We start from the raw sequence: 21,226 nt of genomic DNA, 5'->3' as shown, positions 1-21,226 counted from the left end.
CGCGTACTCGTCAACCGCGCGGCGAACGCTTCAGTGAGCTTTCTCGTACTCGGTGATATGCGCGACCTTGCTCGCGCTGGGCGAGCCGGGATCGAAGCGGTACCCCACCCATTCGGTGACGATCTTCTTGGCCAGCTCGGGGCCGATCGCGCGGGCGCCGAACGTGATCACCTGGCAGTCGTTCGACTTGATCGACCGCTCGGCGGAGTAGGAGTCGTGCGCGACCGTCGCACGCACACCGGGCACCTTGTTGGCCGAGATCGCCATGCCGATCCCGGTGCCGCAGACCAGCACCCCGCGATCGGCCTCGCCGCGGGCGATCGTCTCGGCGGCCGCCAGCCCGAGCAACGGGTAAGCCCGCTCGTCGGCACCGCTGGCCACGCCGAGATCGGTCACCTCGTCGACGCGTTCGTCGGCGAGCAACAGATCCCGCAGCTGGTCCTTCAGCCCGACCCCGGCGTTGTCCGCCGCCACCACGATCCGCATCAGTTCTCGTCCTTTCCCACAACCTCGCCGACAGCGGTGACCAGCAGCGAGAAGGAGACGGCCCCGGGATCGGGGTGTCCCTTGCTGCGCTGCGCCAGCCGCGCGGCACGTCCCTTGGCGGGCACCAGGTGCGCGGTCGACTCGGCCGCTGTCACCGCCGCCGAAGCCGCCTTCCGCCAGGCCTGCGCGATGCCCGCGCCCTCCTCCGCCTGTTCCCGCAGTACCGTGCGGAAGGGCTCGATCGCATCGAGCATCGTCTTGTCACCGGGCTCGGCCTTGCCGAGTTCGACGAAGGCACGCACGGCTTCCTCCACTGCCGCCGCAAGGCTCTCGGCGGTGATTTCGTCGCCGTCGAGACCGCTCAGCCCGGCGCCGGTTTCCGCCAGCAGGACGCCGTACAGCGCGCCGGACGCACCACCGGCGGCGTCGGCGAACGCCGTGCCCGCCGCGAGCAGCGCGCCGGAGATCGTCTCGCTGTCCCGCCGCGCCGCGGCCACCGCCGCGCGCATCCCGCGAGTCATGCCGAGCCCGTGGTCACCGTCCGCCGCGACGGCGTCCAGCCTGCCCAGTTCGTCTTCGTTCGCCTCGATGCTGTGCAACGCCGCCGTCAGCGCCCTGTCCACCACGGTGCTGCCCGGCTGTGTCTCGGCCAGCAGTTCGTCCACTGTGGACTCCAGGTCGACCTTCGCCAGCACCGAACCGGTGTTGCGGTAGCCCGGGGTGTCACACGGTGCCGCGTACAGCTCCGCCAGTTCGTCGTCCAGCACCATGACCGACAGCGAAACGCCCGCCATGTCCAGCGAGGTCACGAACTCGCCGACCTCGGTGTGCAGCGGGCTCAGCCCCGCCGCGGCCAGCCGCTCGTGCACCCGGGTGTAGGTGACGAACATTTCCTCGTACTTGGTGCGGCCGAGACCGTTGAGCAGCACCACGATCCGCCCGTCACCCCCGGGAAGCTCGGGCAGCAGCCCGTCGACCAGCTCGTCCGCCAGTTCGGCCGCGGACAACCTGCCGACCGTGCGCACGCCGGGCTCGCCGTGGATCCCGAGCCCGAGCTCCATCTCCCGCTCGCCGACGGTGAACAGCGGCTCGGCCGCGCCGGGCAGGGTGCAGCCGCCGAACGCGACACCGAACGTCCTGATCCGCGAGTTCGCCTTCTCGGCCGCCGCGTACACCCCGGCGAGGTCGTCACCGCGCTCGGCTGCGGCTCCGGCGATCTTGAACACCAGGAAGTCGCCCGCGACACCACGACGACGCTCGGGATTCTCCGCGGGACCACTCGCGATGTCGTCGGTGACCAGGATCGTGCGGCTCTCGACGCCTTCGGCGGCCAGCCTGCGCGCGGCCAGTCCGAAGTGGAGCACGTCGCCCTGGTAGTTCCCGTATCCGAAAAGGACTCCGGCACCGCTTTCGGCCGCCCGCGCGGTGCGGTACACCTGCTCGGCGCTCGGGCTGGTGAACACGTCACCCACCACCGCGCCGTCGGCGAGGCCAGGCCCGACCAGCCCGGCGAACGCCGGGTAGTGCCCGCAGCCACCGCCGATGACCACCGCGACCTTGCCGGGCCGCGTGTCCTCGCGGCGCACGACGCCGTAGGCGCCGGGCACCTTGCGGACCGTGCGGCCGTACGCGGTGGCGAACCCGTCCAGCCATTCGCGCTTGAACGTCTCCGCGGTACCGAGAGTCGTCATGTCATTCTCCTGCCGCCACCGGGTCGCCGGCCAGGTAGGCCAGCAGCTTCCGGCGTACGTCGTCATTGCTTTCCGCCACCGCGCTGGCGAGTTCCAGCGCGTCCGGCTTCGGCGGGTACGTCGGGTTCGGCAGCGCGATCACGGTCAGCCCGGCGGCCGCGGCCGCGCGGATCCCGTTGCTGGAGTCCTCCACACCGAGACATTCCGCGCCGGACCTGCCGAGCCGGGACGCCGCCTCCAGGTACACGTCCGGGCTTGGCTTGCCCCGCGCCACCTCGGCGCTCGACACCGTCGCGGTGAACTCGCCGGTCAGCTCGTGCTTTTCGAGCACCGCGTCGATCACCCGGCGGGCCGCGGACGACGCGAGCGCGACCGGCACCCGCGCGCTGACCTCGCGCACCATGGCGCCCGCACCCGGCAACAGCGGCGCCTCACCTGCGTCGATCGACGCGATCATGCCGTCGACAACGGCCTGCTCCACTTCGCGCGCACGGCCCGGTTCGCCGCACCGGCGCGCCAGGTAAGCAGCCCATTCGGGGGCACTCATCCCCTGCACCGACGCGGTGTCCTCAGCCGTCCACTCGATCTGGTGCCGGGCCGCGTAGGCGACCCAGTTCTCCTCCCAGAGGTGTTCACTGTCGACCAGGACGCCGTCCAGGTCGAATACCACCGCACCGAGCCCCATCAAGATCCCCTTTCACGCGGACCATGTTAAATTAACATCGTCGATGAGATATTCGCAAGAGCGAGGAGGAACAGTGGTCACACGACTGCTGCTGGCCAGGCACGGTCAGACGGAGTGGCACGCGGAGAACAGGTACGCGGGCAGCAGCGAGGTGGCGCTGACCGCGGAGGGGCTCCACCAGGCGGAAGCGCTGGCGGGTTACGCGCGCGACGCGAAGCCGACGGCGTTGTTCTGTTCTCCTCAGCAGCGCGCGATCCGCACGATGGAGCCCACGGCGACCGCGCTCAGGATGACCCCGACGATCGTCGAGGGCCTGCGTGAATCGCACTTCGGCATCGCGGAGGGCCGGACTCGCGAGGAGCTGCGGGAGACCGATCCCGTGGCACTGGAACGCTTCCTGGCGAATCCGGTGGACGGCGCGTTCCCCGGCTCCGAACCGCCCGCCGAGGTGACGGCACGCGGGGTGGCCGCGCTCCGCGAGGTCGCCGCGGCGGCCGACGGCGGCACCGCGCTCGTCGTCGCGCACAACACGCTGCTCCGGCTGGTCCTGTGCGCGATGCTAGGCATTCCACTGAGGACGTACCGCACGGTGTTCCCCCGCGTGGACAACGTCGCGCTCACCGAACTGCGGATCGACGGCGGAAACACCGCCCTGCTCCGCTTCAACACTCCGGTGAACGCGCGATACTGAACCCATGTCCAGCGAGAAACCGACGAGCGGCAGCGCCCACTCCCGCGACCGCCGCCAGCAGATGCTGGTCGACACGATCTTCTCGAAGGGTTCGGCGTCGATCCTGGAGCTGGTGCGACTGTCCGGCGTCAGTCACATGACCGTGCACCGGGACGTGGACGAGCTCGTGCGCAAGGGGTTGGTGCGCAAGTACCGCGGCGGGGTTTCGGCCATGCCCTCGACGGTGTTCGAGAGCAACGCCGAGTACCGGATGCAGGCGCACGCGGAGGCCAAGGCATCGATCGCGCGGCGGGCACTGGACGAGGTCGAGCCGGGGATGTCGGTCCTGCTCGACGACTCGACCAGCGCGCTGGCGCTGGCGAAACTGCTGGGCGACGTCGCGCCGCTGACCGTCGCGACGAACTATCTCGGTGCCCTCGATCTGCTGAAACAGCTCGACGAGGTCCGGCTCATCTGCATCGGCGGCGACTACTCCAGCACACACGACTCGTTCCTCGGGATGCAGAGCCTGGAGGCGATCGAGCGGCTTTCGGTGGACGTCGCCTTCGTCTCGACGTCGGCGATGAACACCGAGCAGACGTTCCACCAGGAGCCCGAGATCGTGATGATCAAGCGGGCGATGCTGGCGAGCGCGCGGCAGAAGGTGCTGCTGATGGACTCGAGCAAGATGTCGCGCGCCGCGCTGCACCGGCTCGCCCCGCTTTCCGACTTCGACCTGCTGATCGTCGACGCCGGCACGGACCGGCACGTGCTCGACGAACTGCGGAACCGGGTGAAGGTCGCCGTCGCGGACTGAGTTCGCCGGGGCCGATGAGCCGAGGGACGCCCTGGGTGCACTGAACGCACCGAGGGACGCCCTCGTCGCAGCCAATGCACCGAAGGCGTCCCTCGGCACTTCCCAGCGGCACGGACGGACCGCTCAGACGCCCCAAACCCCAGCGCGACGTCGCGAACGACGCGATGGAGACGTTCAACGTCGCGAAAGCGTCGTTCGCGACGTACTCGACGCTCCCCGACGACCGATGTGCTGAAGGACGCCTTCAGTGCGCTCGATGTACTGAAGGCGTCCTTCAGCACGGCCAACGCACTGAAGGCGTCCTTCAGGGACAACCCAAGATCGACGCGGTGGGTAGCCGCGCGACGACACCCCGAGTTAACACGAAGAAGTTCGAACTAACATCTTGTGTGCGAAGTTAACACGGTCCATGATACGTTGAACTCGACGCATGGAGGCGTGCATGAGCCAGACAACATCGGGGTTGTCCCCAGCGCGGAGCGGCGGATTCGCCCGTGTGCTCACGAGGTGGGGGCTGCCCGCACCCCTGTTCTGCGGGTACGTCGGCCTGCTGCTGTTCATGATCGGTGACGGGGTCGAATCCGGCTTCATCGCGCCGTTCATGGCGAGCAACGGCGCCGGCACGGAGATCAGGGCGTCCTATGTGATCACTGTGTACGGCGTCGCGGTGATGCTGGCGTCCTGGCTGTCCGGCGCGCTGTCGGATCTGTGGGGGCCACGCCGGGTGATGATGGCCGGGCTCGCCATCTGGCTGGTGTTCGACGTCCTCTTCCTGGTCGCTGCGGTCGGCACCGAGAACTATCCGCTGATGCTGGTCTTCTACGGGATCCGCGGCTTCGGCTACCCGATGTTCGCCTTCGGCTTCCTGGTGTGGATCACCGCGGTGGCACCGGTCGCGCGGCTCGGCGCGGCGGTCGGCTGGTTCTACTTCGCCTTCACCGGCGGGCTGCCCACGCTGGGCGCGCTCGTCGCCAGCTTCACCAACCCGCTGCTCGGGCACTACGGAACGCTGTGGGTCTCGATCGGCCTGCTCGCACTCGGCGGCCTGATCGCGATCTTCGGCGTCCGGCAGCGCACCGGGTACTCGCGGCTGGCTCCGCCGGAGGTGAAACCCGTGCAGAGCCTGGTGTCCAGCGTGTCGATCGCGTGGAAGAAGCCCCGGGTCGGGATCGGCATGATCGTCCGCGTCATCAACACCGCTCCCGAGTTCGGCATGCTCGTGTTCTTCCCGACGATCTTCATCAGCCAGATCGGGTTCGGCGAAAGCCGCTGGCTGCTGCTGGTGTCGGTGATCTACGGGACGAACATCTTCTTCAACCTGATCTTCGGCGTGCTGAGCGACAAGATCGGCTGGCGCACCACGATCTTCTGGTTCGGCGCGGTCGGCTGCGCGATCTCCATCCTGCTGCTGTACTTCGTCCCGGTGGCGATGGGCGCGCAGTACTACTGGCTCGCACTGATCGTCGGCGCGCTGTACGGCGCGACGCTCGCCGGATTCGTGCCGATCTCGGCGCTGCTGCCCTCGCTGGCACCGGACCACAAGGGCGGCGCGATGGCACTGCTCAACCTCGGCGCGGGCGCTGCCGCGTTCGTCGGCCCGGCGATCGTGAGCCTGTTCCTCGGCCCGGCCGGGGCGGCGGGCGTGGTCATCATCTTCGCGGTGCTCTACCTCGTCGCCGCGGTGCTGGTGCGCTTCCTGAAACTGCCCGAGGAAACCGAAAAGGCGATCGCGGAGGACGCGAGCCTGCAACAAGTCGGAGAGAAGGTCGCGACAGCGTGAACGAGCTGGTCACCATCGGCCTCGACGTCGCCACCGCGGGGGTCCGCGCCCTCGCGGTGCGCGGCGGCACCGTGCTGGCCTCCGCCGCCGAACCGCTGGCCGCGCCGGTCAGGGACGGGAGCGGACGCAGCGAGCAGGACGCGAGGTCGTGGTGGCCCGCCGCCGAGGCGGCACTGGGGCGGGTCACCGCCGCACTGCCCGGCCACGGATCCGAGGTGTCCGCGGTGGCGATCGCGGCCACCTCGGGCACCATCGCCGGAGTCGACACCCGCGGCGAGCCGATCGGCCCGGCGCTGATGTACGACGACCGGCGCGGCGCCGAGTACAACGCGAAAGCGGCGGAGCTGGGCGCCGAACGCTGGCGGGCGCTCGGGTCCGGGGTGTCGGCGACCTCGGCGCTCGGCCGGATCGCCTGGCTCGCCGAGCACGCACCCGAGGTCACGAAGATCCAGCACACCGCGGATCTGATCGCGGCGAAGCTGACCGGCGGCCCGGTCGCGGCCGACTGGTCACACGCGTTGAAGAGCGGTTACGACCCTCGCGCCCGCGAATGGCCACACGAGGTGTTCGCGGGGCTGGGCGTGCCCGAAAGCTTGCTCCCGCCGGTGGTCGCGCCAACCGCTGTGCTCGGCCGGGTCCCCCAGCCCGTCGCCGGGCTTCCGGCGGGATGCGAGGTGGTCGCCGGGATGACCGACGGCTGCGCCGGACAGCTCGCGGCCGGTGCGGTCGCGCCCGGCCAGTTCGTCGGGATTCTCGGCACCACGTATGTCCTCAAGGGAGTGACGGCCGAGCTGGTCCCTGATCCGACCGGAGTCGTCTACAGCCACCGCCATCCCGACGGCTGGTGGTTGCCGGGCGGGGCCTCGAACACCGGTGGCGAGGCCGTTTCCGGCGAACCCGATCTCCCCGCACTCGACGCCGCGGCGGCCGCGCGCGGGCCCGCCGGGATCATCGCCTACCCGTTGCGGCGCACCGGGGAACGCTTTCCGTTCGGCAGCGCGGAGGCCGAGGGGTTCGTGCTCGGCACCCCGGCGGACGAGACCGAGCTGCACCGGGCGCGGCTCGAAGGGGTCGCTTTCCTCGAACGTCTCGCCCTGGACCATCTACGCCGGCTCGGCGTGGAAGTGACGGGCCCGTTGCTGGCGGCGGGCGGCGGCAGCCGCAGTCCACTGTGGACACGTATCCGGGCGAGCGTGACCGGGCTCGGCCTGCGCGTCGCCCCGAACGCCGAGACGGGCTACGGCGCGGCGTTGCTCGCCGCGGCCGGGGTGCTCCCGGGCGGTCTCACCGCGGTGTGCGGGGAGCTGCCCGGGGGCACCCTGATCGAACCCGAGATGGCCGAGCAGGATGCGCTTTTCGCTTCCTACCAGCGTTTTTGCGCAGCACTGCATGAACGCGGGTGGATCGACAGCGAGCTGTACGCCACCACGCAACGCTGACCCGCGCGTTCAGCCTTCCCGCGGCGTGGGGCTCGGCGCGTTGTCGTCCGAGGCGGAAGGCTCGGGCTCGGCGGCCTCGTCCGACGGCGTCAGCAGCCGGACAGCCTCCTGCACGGCGGCGTCGGTGGCGGCGAGCCGCTCGGCGACCTTCGCACGCAGTTCGAGCGCCAGCGTCCGCTGCTTGTCGGCCTCGGTCTGCTTGGCGGTGGCGTCGGCGAGGGCGGCGTCGGTCTGCGCCTTCTTGGCCGTGATCTCCTCGCCCGCGATCCGGTCGGCCTCGGCGCGCTTGGCCGCTGCCTCCTCCTCGGCCTTCTTGTCCGCCTCGGCGCGGGCGTCCTGCGCGGCCTTGTCGAGCTGCTCGCGCTTCTTGCTCGCCTCGGCTTCGAGCCGCTCGATCTCCGCGCGGGTGTCGGCAAGCAGCTTCTCGCGTTCGTCCTGCGCTTCCTTGGCCAGCTTGTCACTCGTGCGCTGGGTCTCGTGGGCGTACTTGTCCGCCTCCTCCCGCGTCGACGTCGCGTCCGCTTCGGCGGCGGTCCGCAGATCGGCGGCCTCCTCCTCGGCGAGCTGCATCATCATGCGGACACGCTCGGCCATCGCACCGGCGCCGGTGGGGCTGGAGTTCAGCCGCACCAGTGCGGCCTTGGCCTCCGCCAGCTCCTGCTGCGCGTAGCTGAGTGCCTTCGAAAGTTCTCCGGACGTCGCGACGGCCTCGTCGCGACCGCGAGCCGCCTCCTTGAGCTGAGCGATCAGCTCGGTGAGGCGCTCGTCGACCTGACGCTGGTTGTAACCCCGGACGGTGACGGCGAATTGGGCGGTCTTCGGGGTGGGCTCGGACTTCTCGGGAGCGACCATTGCGCCACCTTAGTGAGCGCGGGTCCGCGCGCAAATACCGCCGAACGGCTTCATTACGATATTTGGACCCCCCGGTCACGCATGGCATCCTGCTTTGTTGACAGGGCGTTAGCAGCGGGAGGCCAAAGTGGACATTCCGGCGATCCTCGCCGACATCCGCGCCCACTGGCACGTCTACGCCACGATGCCGCTCATCGCCGCGCTGATCGGCTACCTGACCAAGCGGGTCGCGATCGAGATGATGTTCCGGCCGCTCGAATTCGTCGGCATCAGGCCGGTCTTCGGCTGGCAGGGCGTGATCCCGGCGAACGCGCGGCGGATGGCGACCACCGCCGTCGATCTGCTGACCAAGAACCTCGTCAACCCGCGAGAGATCTTCGCGCGGCTCGACCCCGAGGAGATGGTCAAGGAACTCGAAGAGCCACTGCTGAAGGCGGTCGACGACGTCACGCGGGAGGTGATGGAGCAGTACCAGCCGCGGCTGTGGGAACTGCTGCCCACGCAGGCGCAGCGGATGCTCGTCGATCAGGTCCGCGCGCAGGCGCCCAAGGCCGTCAAGCGGCTGATGCGTGAAGTCTCGACGAACATCGACGAAGTCCTCGATGTCAACGACATGCTGATCAACGCGATGGTGCGGGACAAGTCGCTGACCAACCGGCTCATCCGCGAGGTCGCCGCCCCGGAGTTCAAGTTCATCGCGCGGTCCGGGATCTACTTCGGATTCGTGATCGGACTCGTCCAGTTCGTCGCGTGGGCACTGACGAAGCAGCCGTTGATCATGCCGCTTTTCGGCTTCGTCACGGGGTTCGTCACCGACTGGCTCGCACTCAAGATGATCTTCTATCCCCGCGAACCGCGTGGTTTCGGTTTCTTCCGCTGGCAGGGGATGTTCCAGAAACGACGCCGTCAGGTGGCCGCCGACTACGGCGCGCTCATCGCCGACGAGGTGCTGACCGTGCGCAACGTGATGGAGGCCGTGCTCGCCGGGCCGAAATCGGACCGGCTGTTCGCGATGATCACCCGCGAGGTCCAGCGCACCATCGACACGCAGACGAGCATCGCGAAGCCGCTCGTCGCGCTGACTGTCGGCGGACGCCAGTACCAGGAGATGAAACGCGCGGCCGCGGCGAAGGCGATCGCGTATCTGCCGGAGACCGTCAAGCACGTCGAGAGTTACGCCACCGGCGCGCTCGACGTCCGGAACACCATCGTCGAGAAGATGCAGCAGCTCACCCCGATCGAGTTCGAGGGGATCCTGCGGCCCGCGTTCCGGCAGGACGAGTGGAAACTGATCGCCGTCGGGGCGATCATCGGCGGTCTGGTCGGTGAACTCCAGGTGCTCCTGCTGCTCCACTGACCCGCCGACGAGCCCGAATCCGGAGTGTCCGCCCCGCACGGGATAACGTTCCGGGCGTGGACGCCGTCATCGCCGACCTGCACCAGCACTGGCAGGTCTACCTCACGATGCCGTTCATCGCGGCCTTGATCGGCTACGTCACCAAGCGGGTCGCCATCGAGATGATGTTCCGGCCGCTCGAATTCGTCGGCGTCAAACCGGTCTTCGGCTGGCAGGGCGTACTCCCGGCGAACGCCGAGCGGATGGCGACCACGGCCACCGACATGCTGACGACGAACCTCGTCGACCCCCGGGAGATCTTCGCCCGCCTCGACCCCGGCCAGGTCGCCAAGGAGATCGAGCAGCCACTGCTGCGGGTGGTCGAGGACGTCACCCGCGAGGTCATGGAGCAATACCAGCCCCGGCTGTGGGAAATGCTGCCGAACACCGCGCAGCAGTTGCTGCTCAAGCGCGTCCAGGCCGAGGCGCCGAAGGCGATCACCAAGATCATGCGGGAGATCGCGGAGAACATCGAGGACGTCCTCGACCTCAAGCACATGGTCGTGGAGAACCTGGTCCGCGACAAGGCCTTGCTGAACCGGCTGATCCGGGACATCTCGCGGCCGGAGATGCGGTTCATCGCCCGCTCGGGCATCTGGTTCGGCTTCGCGCTCGGCTGTGTGCAGCTGGTGGTGTGGGCGCTGACGAAGTCGCCGATCGTGCTGCCGCTGTTCGGGCTGGGCATCGGCTGGGTCACCGACTGGCTGGCGCTGAAGATGATCTTCCTGCCGCGCGAGCCGAAGCGGTTCTTCGGCCTCTACACCTGGCAGGGCATCTTCCAGAAGCGCCGGGACGAGGTCGCCGCCGACTACGGCGACATGATCGCGCGCGAGATCATCACGATCCCGAACCTGCTGGAAGCGGTGCTGCGCGGGCCGAAGTCGGACCGGCTGTTCACCATGATCACCCGCGAGGTCCAGCGGACCATCGACCAGCAGGCCAGCGTCGTCAAGCCGTTCGTCGCGATCGCGGTCGGCACGAAGCGGTTCCAGGAGATGAAGCAGGTCGCGGCGGCGAAGGCGGCGGAGCGTGTTCCGGAGACGATCCGGCACGCGGAGGCGTACGCGGTCAACGCGCTCGACGTGCGCAACACCATCGTCGATCGCATGCGCAGGCTGACCGCGCTGGAGTTCGAACAGCTGCTGCGCCCGGCGTTCCGGCAGGACGAGTGGAAGCTGATCGCGGTCGGCGCGTTGATCGGCGGCCTCGTCGGTGAGCTGCAGGTTCTCGCCCTGTTGCACTGACTCGTGTGATGTCCCGGTGACCCGCTAGTGTTCGGGTTGTCGACGAGAGGGAGGTCGCGTGGGCGCTGTCCTTGACGACCTCGCACGGCACTGGCCGCTCTACGCCGCGATGCCGTTCATCGCCGCGCTCATCGGCTACGTCACCAAGCGCGTCGCCATCGAGATGATGTTCCGGCCACTCGAATTCGTCGGGGTCAAACCGGTCTTCGGCTGGCAGGGCGTCGTGCCGAAGCACGGCGGGCGGATGGCCGCGGTCGCCACCGAACTGCTGACCGCGAACCTGCTCGACGTCAAGGAGATCTTCGCCCGCATCGACCCGGTGATCATCACGCGCGAGCTGGAGCAGCCGCTGCTGCGCGCGGTCGACGACATCGCCCGCGACGTGCTCGAAAAGCACCAGCCGCGGTTGTGGGAGGCGATGCCGACGCTGGCGCAGGATCTGCTGATCAAGCAGGTCCAGGCCGGGACGCCGCGGCTGGTGCGGGACTTCCTCGACGAGGTCCGCGAGCACCTCGACGACGTGCTCGACGTGCAGCACATGACCGTCGAGCGGCTCACCAGGGACAAGGCGCTGCTGGTGCGGCTGATCCGCGAGACGTCGCGGCCGGAGATGGCGTTCATCGCGCGGATGGGAATCTACTTCGGCTTCGGGCTCGGTCTCGTCCAGACCGTCGTCTGGGCGCTGACCCGCGAGCCGTGGGTGCTGCCGGTCTTCGGCGGCTGCATCGGGCTGTTCACCGACTGGCTCGCGATCAAGCTGATCTTCGTCCCGCGCGAGCCGGTGCGTGTCGGGCGCGTGATCTTCCAGGGCAAGTTCCAGCGCCGTCGCGCCGAGGTCGCGCGCCAGTACGGCGAGCTGATCGCGAACGAGGTCCTGACCGTGCCGAACCTGCTCGACGCGATCCTCCGCGGCCCGAAGTCGGATCGGCTCGTCGCGCTCGTCGAACGGCTGGTCGCCCACGCCATCGACGAACGCGCCAGCGTCGCGAAGCCGATGCTGGCGCTGGCCGTCGGCGGACGTCAGCTGCGGGAGATCAAGCACGCCGCCGCCGAGAAGGCACTCGTCCAGCTGCCTTCGACGGCGCGGCACGCCGAGGGTTATCTCACCGAGGCGATGGACGTCGCGAAGATGGTCGAACAGCGGATGCTCGCGCTCACCCCGATCGAGTTCGAGGGCTTGCTGCGGCCTGCTTTCCGCCAGGACGAATGGAAACTGATCGCGGTCGGCGGCGTCATCGGCTTCGTCGTCGGTGAGCTGCAGGTCCTGCTCATGCTCGGGTGAGCAGCTCGCCCACCGGCTCGGGCTCGGACGTCGCCCGCACGTCGGAACGGCGGTCGCGGGCCCACGCGACGACCCGGCAGATCACGTAGATCAGGAACGAGATCGCGGTGACGAACGCGCTCACCGGAAGTCCCGGTGCGAGCGAGAGCACGATTCCGCCCAGCGCGGCCACTTCCGCGAAGACGATCGAGAGAACCGTCGCCTTCCACGGGCTGGCGGTGATCCGCACGGCCGCGGCCGCGGGCGTCACCATCATCGCCACGACGAGCAGCGAGCCGACGACCTGGACGCTCAGCGCCGTCGCGACGCCGACCAGCACCGAGAACAGCACGGTCAGCAGCGACACCGGGACCCCGCGCGCGACGGCGACGTTCCGGTCGACGCTGGCGAACAGCAGCGGCCGGTAGATCAGCGCGAGCACCAGCAGGATGGCGGCCGAGGCCACGATGAACATCGTGAGGTTCGTCGAGTCGATGGTGATGATCTGCCCGGTCAGGATGCCGAACTTGTTCGCCGACCGTCCTTTGTAGAGCGACAGCAGCAGTACGCCCATGCCCAGCCCGAAGGACAGGATCACGCCGATCACCGAATCGCGGTCGGCGTCGCGGGTGCCGAGGATGCCCAGCAGCAGCGCGGCGACCACCGCCCCGGCGAGCGCGCCGTACTCGACGCCGACGTCGAGCAGCAGCGCCGCGGCACCACCGGTGAGCGCCAGCTCCGAAGTGCCGTGCACGGCGAACGACATCCGCCGCATCACGATCAGCGGGCCGAGGATCCCGGCCACGACGGCGAGAACCGCCGCGGCCAGCAACGCGGTCTGGACGCCCTGAACCTCGGTGATCAGCAGCCAGGTCTTCTCGAAGTCGAACAGGTTGTCCACGCTCAGCTCACCCGCTCGTGCTCGTCGTGGTGCGGCTGGTCCTCGCACAACGCGCTCTGCGCGCCCGCGATGTGGATCTGCCCGCCGACCTTGAGCACCTCGATCCGCGTGCCGTACAGCTCCGACAGCGTCTCGGAGTTCATCACCTCGTCCGGCTTCCCGATCCGGAACTGGCCGTTGACCAGGTACAGCACGCGATCGACGAACCGCAGCACGGGATTGATCTCGTGCGTCACGAACAGCACCGCGGTGCCCGCCGTGCGACGCCGTGCGTCGATCAGCTCGCTCACCGCGCGCTGATGCGCCAGGTCGAGCGAGAGCAGCGGCTCGTCGCAGAGCAGGACCTCGGGATCGCCGACGAGCGCCTGCGCGACCCGGAGCCGCTGCTGCTCGCCGCCGGACAGCTTGCCGACCGGCTGCCGGGCGTACCGCTGCGCGCCGACGGCCTCGACCGCCTCGGCCACGCGCGCGTGCCGGGCGCGGATGCCGAACAGGCCGGTGCCCCAGCGATGTCCGTCGAGACCGAGGCCGACGAGGTCGACGCCGCGCAGGGTCAGCGAATCGTCGATCGCCCGCTGCTGCGGGATGTAGCCGACGTGCCGGTTCGCCCCGCCGGGGCGGCCGCCCGCGATCTCGACCGAGCCCGAGGACAGGCCCTGCACGCCGAGCAGCGCCTTGAGCAGGCTGCTCTTACCGGAACCGTTGGGCCCCAGCACGGCGAGGAACTCGCCCGGTTCGACGTCGAGGTCGAGACCGGACCAGAGGGTCCGGTTCCCGAAGGCGAGCCCCGCCCCGCGGATGCTCACCGCGCGACGGACCGCCGAACGAACACTGCCGGCTACCGCGGACACAGTTACTTCACGGCTCCCGCCAGCGTGTCGACAGTCTTGGACATCCAACCAATGTAGTCGGTCACACCGGCGGGAAGCGTCTCGGCCACATCGACCACCGCGACGCCGGCGCCCTTCGCGTCGGCCACCACCTGCTTGGTCACCGGCGTCTCCGTCTGCACGTTGTTGACCAGCGCCTTCACCTGCTTGCCGGTGATCAGCTTGCGGAACTGGTCGAGCGCCGCGGCGGGCACGTCGGACTCGTTCTCGACGGCCTTGGAGAACTCCTCCGGGGTCGCGTCGGTGACCTTCGCGGTCTGCAGCAGATAGCGCGCGACCGGCTCGGTCGCGACGACCTTGGTGTCCGGGTGCGCGGTGCCGATCTCCGCGGCCTTCTTGACCAGCTCGTCGATCTTGCCCTTGAACGCCTTCGCGTTGTCGTCGAAGGTCTGCTTCGAGGCGGGCTGGATCTCGCCGAGGCCGGCCGCGACCTGGTCGGCGATCTTCCCGACGCCCGGCAGGTCGTACCAGACGTGCTCGTTCTCGTTGCCGGTCGCGGCGATGTCGTAGGCGACCAGCTTCTTGGCGCCGGCGGCCTGGCCGGCGAGCTTGTCGAAGAACTTGTCGTACCCACCGCCGTTGGCCAGCGTCAGTTTCGCGTTCTTCGCGGCGAGCGCGTCGTCGGCAGTGGTCTCGTAGGAGTGCGGGTCGGCCGACGGGTCGTGGATGATCGAGGTGACCTGGACCTTGTCGCCGCCGATGGCGCTGACGACGCTGCCCCAGACGTCGGTCGAGGCGACGACCTTCACCTTGTCCGAGGCCGAGGACGCGGCGGACGGGCTCGCCGGCTTGTCACCGCTGGAGCACGCTGCCGCGCCCAGGGCGAACACGGTCAGCGCCGAGGCGGCGGCGAGCACTCTCGTGGTGCGGCGGGAACTCATCGAAAACTCCTGCGGGGGTGAGCCGTACAGCTAATGGAAACCGTTGTCAGATTCACTTTACCCCATCCGAATGATCATGGGTCCTTCGTCCGGAGTGGCCCAGCACACGGAGTAGCGGAAAACAGCCGACAGGACTCACATGGGGTGTCGCTTCTGCAAAACGATCTGAACCGTTACGGTTTGCTGATGGGCCGTCCTATTCGCACCAGGAGGCAGGCGACGCTGGCGTCGCTCGCGGCGGAACTCGGTGTGTCCAGGACTACCGTGTCGAATGCATACAATCGACCGGATCAACTGTCCCCGGAACTCCGCCGCCGTGTGCTCGAGACCGCCCGGCGGCTCGGCTACCCGGGTCCCGACCCGGTGGCCCGCTCGCTGCGTACCCGCAAGGCGGGCGCGGTCGGTCTCCTGCTGACCGAGAACCTCTCCTACGCCTTCCGTGACCCCGCCGCCGTCGGCGTTCTCGAAGGGCTCGCGCTCGCGTGCGAGGACGCCGGGGTCGGGCTGCATCTCGTCCCCGCGAGCCCCGGCCGTGAGGACGTCGCCGCCGTGCATCGCGCGGGCGTCGACGGGTTCGTCGTCTACTCGGTACCCGACGACGATCCGCACCTCGGCGCGGTGCTGGAGCGCCCGGTGCCGACGGTGATCATCGACCAGCCGCGGGTCGAGGGCGTCGACAGGGTCGGCCCGGACGACGCGGCAGCGGTGACCGCGATCGCCGAGCACCTCGTCTCGCTCGGGCACCGCCAGGTCGGGGTCGTGTGCATGCGGCTGGCCCGCGAGCGCAACGACGACTTCGTCAACGCGGAACGGCAGAGCAGCGCGCACTTCCACGTCCAGCGCACCCGGCTGGAAGCGCTCGCAACAGCGTTCTCCGCGGCGGGTGTCGACTGGGCGGGCGTGCCGGTGGTCGAGCGGTTCGACCACACCGTGGACGACGGCGCGTCGGCCGCGCGGCAGCTGCTCGACGCGTACCCGCAGATCACCGCGGTGATCTGCACCTCGGACATCCTCGCGCTCGGCGCGCTGGCCGAGGCCGAACGCCGGGGCCTGCGGGTACCGCAGGACCTGACGGTGACCGGCTTCGACGGGATCGCCGAGGCGGAACGCGCCGGGCTGACCACGGTCCACCAGCCGGTGCTGGAGAAGGGCAAGGTGGCAGGACGGCTGCTGCTCGGGTCGGCCGAGCGGGTCGGGCCGAAGGTCATCACGCTGCCCACCGAGCTGCGGGTCGGCCGGACGTCGGCGCCGCCACGCACGGTCGAGGAGCCCTGGTTCGGCGGCTGAGCACGTTTCGACCTCGTGACGTGCGACCGAAAACATTGCCGTGAGGGGTGCCGGGCGGTTCCAATGTGAGGGACCGCCCGCGCTGCGGGGACCCTTCAAAGGCCGAAGGAGGCCTCGATGACCTCCATCGACATTCTGCTCAAGCGGAACGAAGAGCTGGGCAATGTCGTCCCCGGTGACCGTTCCTCGCCCCGGCCGTCGCTGCAGGTGGCCATCCTGACCTGCATGGACGCCCGAGTCCGGGTGTTCGAGATCTTCGGCCTGATCCAGGGCGAATCCCACGTGCTGCGCAACGCCGGCGGCGTCGTCACCGACGACATGATCCGCTCGCTCGCGCTGAGCCAGCGCAAGCTGGGCACCCGCGAGGTGCTGATCGTGCAGCACACCGACTGCGGGCTCTCGATGGTTACCGAGGACGACTTCAAAGACGAGCTCGAGGACGCGACGGGGCTGCGGCCGACCTGGTCGGTCGAGGCGTTCCGGGTGGTCGAGGACAGCGTCCGGCGTTCGGTGGAGCGCGTCCGGCGCAGCGACTTCCTGCCGCACCGCGACAACGTGCGCGGCTTCGTCTACGACGTCAAGACCGGGAACCTGACCGAGGTCGCGCAGCAGTAACTAAGCTCCTGCAGGTGCCCGTAGACGCCGAAATCCTGCTCGACTGGTTCTCCGCACACGGTCGCGAACTGCCCTGGCGCGAGCCGGACTGTTCCGCTTGGGGCGTGCTGGTCAGCGAAATCATGCTGCAGCAGACGCCGGTTTCCCGCGTCCAGCCGATCTGGCTGGAGTGGATGACACGCTGGCCGGTGCCCTCGGCGCTGGCCGCGGAGTCGCAGGGCGAGGTCGTGCGGGCCTGGGGCAAGCTCGGGTATCCGCGCCGCGCGCTGCGGCTGCACGAGGCCGCCGGGGTCATCGCGGCCGAGCACGGCGACGTCGTACCGTCCGATGTGGACACCCTGCTCGCGCTGCCGGGCATCGGGGCCTACACCGCACGCGCGGTGGCGGCGTTCGCTTACGGCAAACGCGCCCCGGTCGTCGACACGAACGTCCGGCGCGTGGTGGCGCGGGCGGTGCACGGCGCCGGGGACGCCGGCCCGGCCTCGAACACCCGCGACATGGCCGACGTCGAGGCGTTGCTGCCCGACGAGGACGCGCCCGCGGCGAAGTTCTCGGCGGCGTTGATGGAGCTCGGCGCGTTGATCTGCACCGCGCGTTCCCCGCGCTGCGCGGACTGCCCGGTGCACGCCGAATGCGCGTGGCAGCACGCGGGAAAGCCCGCCTACGCCGGGCCCGCCAAGCCGGTGCAGAAGTTCGCCGGCACCGACCGGCAGGTGCGCGGCCTGCTGCTCGACGTCCTGCGCGGCACCGAGGGGCCGGTCGAAAAGGCCAGGCTGGACATCGTCTGGCACGACGCGGGCCAGCGCGACCGCTGCCTCGATTCGCTGCTCGTGGACGGGCTGATGGAGCAGACGCGGGACGGGCTTTTCGCACTCCCTGGCGAACACTGACGCACTACGACGAAAGTCGGTGAACAATTGCCCCTGACGCATGGGCGGGCTAGCTTCTGCTGAACGCGTTTCGGCGAGGGAGGTCTATCCATGACCGAGTCGGGTATGGGCCGTCGTTCCTTCTTCAAAGGGAGCCTGACGGTCACCGCCGTGGGGGCGCTCGGACTGGCCGGGGCGGGGCGAGCCTCGGCGGCCGTGCCGACACCGCGGATCTACAGCACATCGGACTGGCACGCGCGGCCCGCGTCCGGCGCGATCACCGTGGAGAACCACAAGCCGACGTACATCGTCGTGCACCACACGGTCGATCCTGGCAACAACACGGACACGTCGCTGGAGCACGCCCTCCAGATCTCACGCGACATCCAGAACTTCCACATGGACACCCGGGGCTGGATCGACACCGGGCAGCAGTTCACGAACAGCCGAGGCGGATTCGTCACCGAGGGCAGGCACAGAAGCCTCGAAATCCTGCGTGGCGGCAGGCAACACGTCCAGGGCGCGAACGTCGCCGACCACAACAGCGAGTGTCTCGGCATCGAGAACGAGGGGATCTACAGCAAGGAGGACGTCCCGCCCGCGCTGTGGAACTCGCTGGTGAACCTGGTCGCCTACATCGCGCACCAGTACGGCATCGCCCCGGCCATGATCAAGGGCCACCGGGATTTCAACTCGACCGAGTGCCCCGGCACGGTGCTCTACAACCGGCTGCCGGAACTGCGGGACGCCGTCGGCAAGATCCTCGGCGTGACGGTCGATCGTGAGGAATCGGCGTGGCCGCTGCTCAAACCGGGTGATTCCGGGCGAAACGTCCTTCGCGCCCAGCGGTTGCTGCGAGCCAAGGGCGTCGACGTCCCCGCCGATGGGGTGTTCGGCGCGTCCACTAAGGACGGTGTCGCGGCGTTCGCGGCGCGACACGGGCTTTCGTGCGACACCTGCACCGCGACGGCGGCGACCGACGAGACCGGCTTCCTCGGCTCCGACGTCTGGCCGCTGCTGGTCCCGTCCGGCCAGTCGGCGAGCGTGCTGCGCGCCGAACTCAGCGGCTGAGGACTCCGGTGAGGAAGGCTTCGACGGCGCCCCGGTAGGTCTCCGGGGCCTCGTCGTGGACGATGTGGCCGGAGTCCGGGACGACCAGGTGACGAGCGCCGGGAACGCGCGCGGCGACCTCGGCCTGCTGCCCGGCGGGCATCGCCGTGCGCTCGCCTTCGAGCACCAGCAGCGGGCAGCGGACGGCGTCCACAATGGACCAGTAGTCGCGGCGGCCCCATTCGGCGGCGATCTCGTACAGGGTCTCCATGTCGGCGATGAGGCGGTAGCCGTCTTCGCGTTCCTCGACGCATTCGACGAAGTAGTCCCCGACCTCGCCGAAGAAGTCCCGCACGTGGGCGAGTGATTCGAACGGCGTCGGCCAGGTTTCGAAGTACCCGCGCCAGGTCTCGACGGTGCGGCCGCGCTGATCCGGCGCGAAGTCCTCGGACACCACCGCGCGCACCAGCTCCGGATATTTCGCCGCGGTGGCCCAGGCGTGCAGCCCGCCCATGGAGTGTCCGATCAGCACGGCCTGCTCGCCACCGAGCGAGCGCACCGCGCCGGCGATGTCCTCGGCGAACCGCTCGGTGGTCCACGGCCCGGTGCGTGCCGCGCGGCCGTGCCCGCGCGCGTCAAGTCCGTACACCCGCCCGTATGGCTTGAGCCATTGCGCGACACGCCACCACGTCCGCGCCCGGCCCATCAGGCCGTGCAGCAGGACAACGGGCACGTCGCCCGCTCCGCCGAAGTCGACGAGCATCCCGCCTCCCGTCCTGATCATCGCCACCGACGGTACCCGGTCGGCCGAACGTGACCGGCCGACCGGGAACCACCACCCTAAGGTGGCTCCTATGCGCCGCCGCGGAATCGCCCTTCTCGCCGGCTGTGTGGTGATGCTGGCCGCGGGCTGTACCGCCGCGGACAGCCATCCCACGCCGCCACCGCCGCTGCACCCGGTTCCGGGTGCGGCCACCGCGGGCGATCCGTACTACCCCGACGACGGCAACGGCGGCTACGACGCGCTCGACTACCACGTCGACGTCGGCTACGACCCGGCGAACGGCAAGCTCGACGGCGACACCACGGTCACCGCGAAGGCGACCCAGGACCTGAACCGCTTCTCGCTCGACCTGCGCGGCTTGGACGTCCGAGGCGTGGACGTCGAGGGCAAACCGGCGACGTTCACCAGGGAAAAGGGCGTCAAGCTGGTCGTCACGCCCGCCGAGCCGCTGCGCTCGGGCAGCACGTTCCGCGTGCGGGTGCGCTACGGCGGCGATCCGTCCGCGACGCCGCACGGCGGCGGGAGCGAGAACGGCTGGCAGCGCTCGAAGGACGGCGGCGCGTACATGGTGGGCGAGCCGCACTCGGCCGCGTTCTGGTACCCCGTCAACGAAACCCCGCGCGACAAGGCGACCTTTTCGGTCACCGCACACGTTCCGGACGGCTGGACGGTGATCTCGAACGGCCGCGAACAGGGCAGCAGCTCGGCGGACGGGAAGACGACGACGTCCTGGGCGGAGCCGAACCCGATCGCGAGCTACCTGACCACGATCGCGATCGGGAAGTTCACCGTCGACCGGATGGCGCTGCCCGACGGCACGCCGATCGTCAACGCCTACGCGCCCGAATCGGGCGGCCACGGCGAACCGTCGATCCGGCTGCCGGAGATCATCGCGTTCCTGGCAGGCAAGTTCGGGCCCTACCCGCAGAGCGCCGCGGGCGGCATCTTCCTCAACGAGGACATCCACTTCTCGCTGGAAACCCAGGGCAGGCCGACCTACGCGAAATGGGCCGAGCTGCTGACCGTCGTGCACGAGACCGCCCACCAGTGGTTCGGCGATTCGGTGTCCCTGAACTCGTGGTCGGACATCTGCCTCAACGAATGCGTCGCGTCGTACGCGCAGTGGCTGTGGGCCGAGGCCAAGGACAACCAGAACCTCGACGAGCGCTACCGCACGGCGGTGGAGATCTTCGGGAACAGCACGGATTTCTGGACGTCGAAACTGGTCGACATGGGCAGCGGGCACGAGTTCCAGGGCGTCTACGGCAAGGGGATCCTGGCCGTCCACGCGCTGCGCCGCAAGATCGGCGACGACGCCTTCAACCGCGTGCTGCGCGAATGGCCGGACGCGCATCGGCACGCCAACGCGTCGTGGGCGGAGTTCGAGGCGCTGGTCGGCAAGGCATCCGGGCAGGATCTACGCGCCTTCTTCGACGACTGGTTCCGCGGCACGAAGAAACCCGCCGACGAGAACCTCTACCCCGGCTCCCTGAAGGGCTGAGCAGGTGAGGCGCTTCGAACGAGGGGCGGGTGTGCTGAAAGCACCCTTCAGTGCATCGGATGCACTGAAGGCGCCCTTCAGCACGGCTAACGCACTGAAAGCGCCCTTCAGCAGGGTGGGGGCGCCA

The 21,226-nt window shown here is 69.2% G+C and carries 20 protein-coding genes; 12 read left to right on the top strand and 8 right to left on the bottom strand.

Going from position 1 to position 21,226, the window contains the following annotated elements; genetic code table 11:
• Nucleotides 1-30 precede the first annotated feature (30 nt).
• From ACFW0G_RS31345 to ACFW0G_RS31335, 3 genes are read right to left on the bottom strand one after another with little or no spacing between them, the layout of a single operon-like run.
• Nucleotides 31-486 (bottom strand): RpiB/LacA/LacB family sugar-phosphate isomerase, encoded by a 456-nt coding sequence (locus tag ACFW0G_RS31345; RefSeq protein ID WP_345406389.1) that lies wholly within the window; start codon nt 484-486, stop codon nt 31-33.
• Nucleotides 486-2,177 (bottom strand): dihydroxyacetone kinase family protein, encoded by a 1,692-nt coding sequence (locus ACFW0G_RS31340; protein ID WP_378329041.1) that lies wholly within the window; start codon nt 2,175-2,177, stop codon nt 486-488. The genes ACFW0G_RS31345 and ACFW0G_RS31340 overlap by 1 nt, the downstream gene beginning before the upstream one ends.
• A 1-nt stretch (nt 2,178) precedes the next feature.
• Nucleotides 2,179-2,862, bottom strand: a complete 684-nt coding sequence (locus ACFW0G_RS31335) for an HAD family hydrolase (protein ID WP_378329040.1) — start codon at nt 2,860-2,862, stop codon at nt 2,179-2,181.
• 73 nt (nt 2,863-2,935) lie between these two features.
• Between ACFW0G_RS31335 and ACFW0G_RS31330 the strand changes: the two genes are divergently transcribed.
• The 4 genes from ACFW0G_RS31330 (at nt 2,936) to ACFW0G_RS31315 (ending at nt 7,568) form a co-directional block, all read left to right on the top strand.
• The gene (locus tag ACFW0G_RS31330; protein WP_378329039.1) at nt 2,936-3,553 is read left to right on the top strand and encodes a histidine phosphatase family protein; all 618 of its coding nucleotides are present in this window, start codon (nt 2,936-2,938) and stop codon (nt 3,551-3,553) included.
• 4 nt (nt 3,554-3,557) lie between these two features.
• The gene (locus ACFW0G_RS31325) at nt 3,558-4,349 is read left to right on the top strand and encodes a DeoR/GlpR family DNA-binding transcription regulator (RefSeq protein WP_378329038.1); all 792 of its coding nucleotides are present in this window, start codon (nt 3,558-3,560) and stop codon (nt 4,347-4,349) included.
• Between the two features lie 442 nt (nt 4,350-4,791).
• Nucleotides 4,792-6,129: an MFS transporter gene (locus ACFW0G_RS31320; protein WP_378329037.1), complete on the top strand. Its 1,338-nt coding sequence runs from the start codon at nt 4,792-4,794 to the stop codon at nt 6,127-6,129.
• Nucleotides 6,126-7,568 carry an FGGY-family carbohydrate kinase gene (locus ACFW0G_RS31315; RefSeq protein ID WP_378329036.1) on the top strand — a complete coding sequence of 481 codons (1,443 nt, stop codon included), beginning with the start codon at nt 6,126-6,128 and terminating at the stop codon, nt 7,566-7,568. Before ACFW0G_RS31320 ends, ACFW0G_RS31315 begins: the two co-directional genes overlap by 4 nt.
• A 9-nt stretch (nt 7,569-7,577) precedes the next feature.
• On the opposite strand, the gene ACFW0G_RS31310 is transcribed toward ACFW0G_RS31315, so the two are convergent.
• Nucleotides 7,578-8,420, bottom strand: a complete 843-nt coding sequence (locus ACFW0G_RS31310) for a hypothetical protein (protein ID WP_378329035.1) — start codon at nt 8,418-8,420, stop codon at nt 7,578-7,580.
• Between the two features lie 127 nt (nt 8,421-8,547).
• Between ACFW0G_RS31310 and ACFW0G_RS31305 the strand changes: the two genes are divergently transcribed.
• From ACFW0G_RS31305 to ACFW0G_RS31295, 3 genes are read left to right on the top strand one after another with little or no spacing between them, the layout of a single operon-like run.
• A complete protein-coding gene (locus tag ACFW0G_RS31305; RefSeq protein ID WP_378329034.1) occupies nt 8,548-9,777 on the top strand; it encodes a DUF445 domain-containing protein in 1,230 nt (409 codons plus the stop codon).
• Between the two features lie 56 nt (nt 9,778-9,833).
• A complete protein-coding gene (locus ACFW0G_RS31300) occupies nt 9,834-11,060 on the top strand; it encodes a DUF445 domain-containing protein (protein ID WP_378329033.1) in 1,227 nt (408 codons plus the stop codon).
• Between the two features lie 58 nt (nt 11,061-11,118).
• The gene (locus ACFW0G_RS31295; protein WP_378329032.1) at nt 11,119-12,342 is read left to right on the top strand and encodes a DUF445 domain-containing protein; all 1,224 of its coding nucleotides are present in this window, start codon (nt 11,119-11,121) and stop codon (nt 12,340-12,342) included.
• Here ACFW0G_RS31295 and ACFW0G_RS31290 read toward each other — a convergent pair.
• From ACFW0G_RS31290 to ACFW0G_RS31280, 3 genes are read right to left on the bottom strand one after another with little or no spacing between them, the layout of a single operon-like run.
• The gene (locus ACFW0G_RS31290; RefSeq protein ID WP_378329031.1) at nt 12,329-13,222 is read right to left on the bottom strand and encodes a metal ABC transporter permease; all 894 of its coding nucleotides are present in this window, start codon (nt 13,220-13,222) and stop codon (nt 12,329-12,331) included. The two genes, ACFW0G_RS31295 and ACFW0G_RS31290, sit on opposite strands and share 14 nt — an antisense overlap.
• 2 nt (nt 13,223-13,224) lie before the next feature.
• Nucleotides 13,225-14,028, bottom strand: a complete 804-nt coding sequence (locus ACFW0G_RS31285) for a metal ABC transporter ATP-binding protein (protein WP_378329030.1) — start codon at nt 14,026-14,028, stop codon at nt 13,225-13,227.
• 47 nt (nt 14,029-14,075) lie between these two features.
• Nucleotides 14,076-14,993, bottom strand: coding sequence for a metal ABC transporter solute-binding protein, Zn/Mn family (locus ACFW0G_RS31280; RefSeq protein WP_378329029.1), 918 nt, complete (start codon nt 14,991-14,993; stop codon nt 14,076-14,078).
• Between the two features lie 186 nt (nt 14,994-15,179).
• Here ACFW0G_RS31280 and ACFW0G_RS31275 point away from each other — a divergent pair, with 186 nt between their 5' ends.
• From ACFW0G_RS31275 to ACFW0G_RS31260, 4 genes are all read left to right on the top strand, one after another.
• Complete coding sequence (locus ACFW0G_RS31275; RefSeq protein ID WP_378329028.1) at nt 15,180-16,280, top strand: LacI family DNA-binding transcriptional regulator; 1,101 nt, start codon at nt 15,180-15,182, stop codon at nt 16,278-16,280.
• A 117-nt stretch (nt 16,281-16,397) separates the two neighbouring features.
• Nucleotides 16,398-16,895, top strand: coding sequence for a beta-class carbonic anhydrase (locus ACFW0G_RS31270; protein ID WP_378329027.1), 498 nt, complete (start codon nt 16,398-16,400; stop codon nt 16,893-16,895).
• Between the two features lie 14 nt (nt 16,896-16,909).
• Nucleotides 16,910-17,785, top strand: a complete 876-nt coding sequence (locus tag ACFW0G_RS31265; protein WP_378329026.1) for an A/G-specific adenine glycosylase — start codon at nt 16,910-16,912, stop codon at nt 17,783-17,785.
• A 90-nt stretch (nt 17,786-17,875) separates the two neighbouring features.
• The gene (locus tag ACFW0G_RS31260; RefSeq protein WP_378329025.1) at nt 17,876-18,835 is read left to right on the top strand and encodes an N-acetylmuramoyl-L-alanine amidase; all 960 of its coding nucleotides are present in this window, start codon (nt 17,876-17,878) and stop codon (nt 18,833-18,835) included.
• Here ACFW0G_RS31260 and ACFW0G_RS31255 read toward each other — a convergent pair.
• The gene (locus ACFW0G_RS31255; RefSeq protein ID WP_378329024.1) at nt 18,825-19,598 is read right to left on the bottom strand and encodes an alpha/beta fold hydrolase; all 774 of its coding nucleotides are present in this window, start codon (nt 19,596-19,598) and stop codon (nt 18,825-18,827) included. The genes ACFW0G_RS31260 and ACFW0G_RS31255 overlap by 11 nt on opposite strands.
• 70 nt (nt 19,599-19,668) lie before the next feature.
• Here ACFW0G_RS31255 and ACFW0G_RS31250 point away from each other — a divergent pair, with 70 nt between their 5' ends.
• Entirely contained in the window at nt 19,669-21,099 is a 1,431-nt protein-coding gene (locus ACFW0G_RS31250; RefSeq protein WP_378329023.1) for a M1 family metallopeptidase, read from the top strand.
• Nucleotides 21,100-21,226: the final 127 nt, after the last annotated feature.

This window comes from Amycolatopsis sp. NPDC058986 (assembly GCF_042741125.1).
In the GTDB taxonomy this organism is placed as follows: domain Bacteria; phylum Actinomycetota; class Actinomycetes; order Mycobacteriales; family Pseudonocardiaceae; genus Amycolatopsis.
This window is presented reverse-complemented; position numbering and strand designations above follow the sequence as displayed.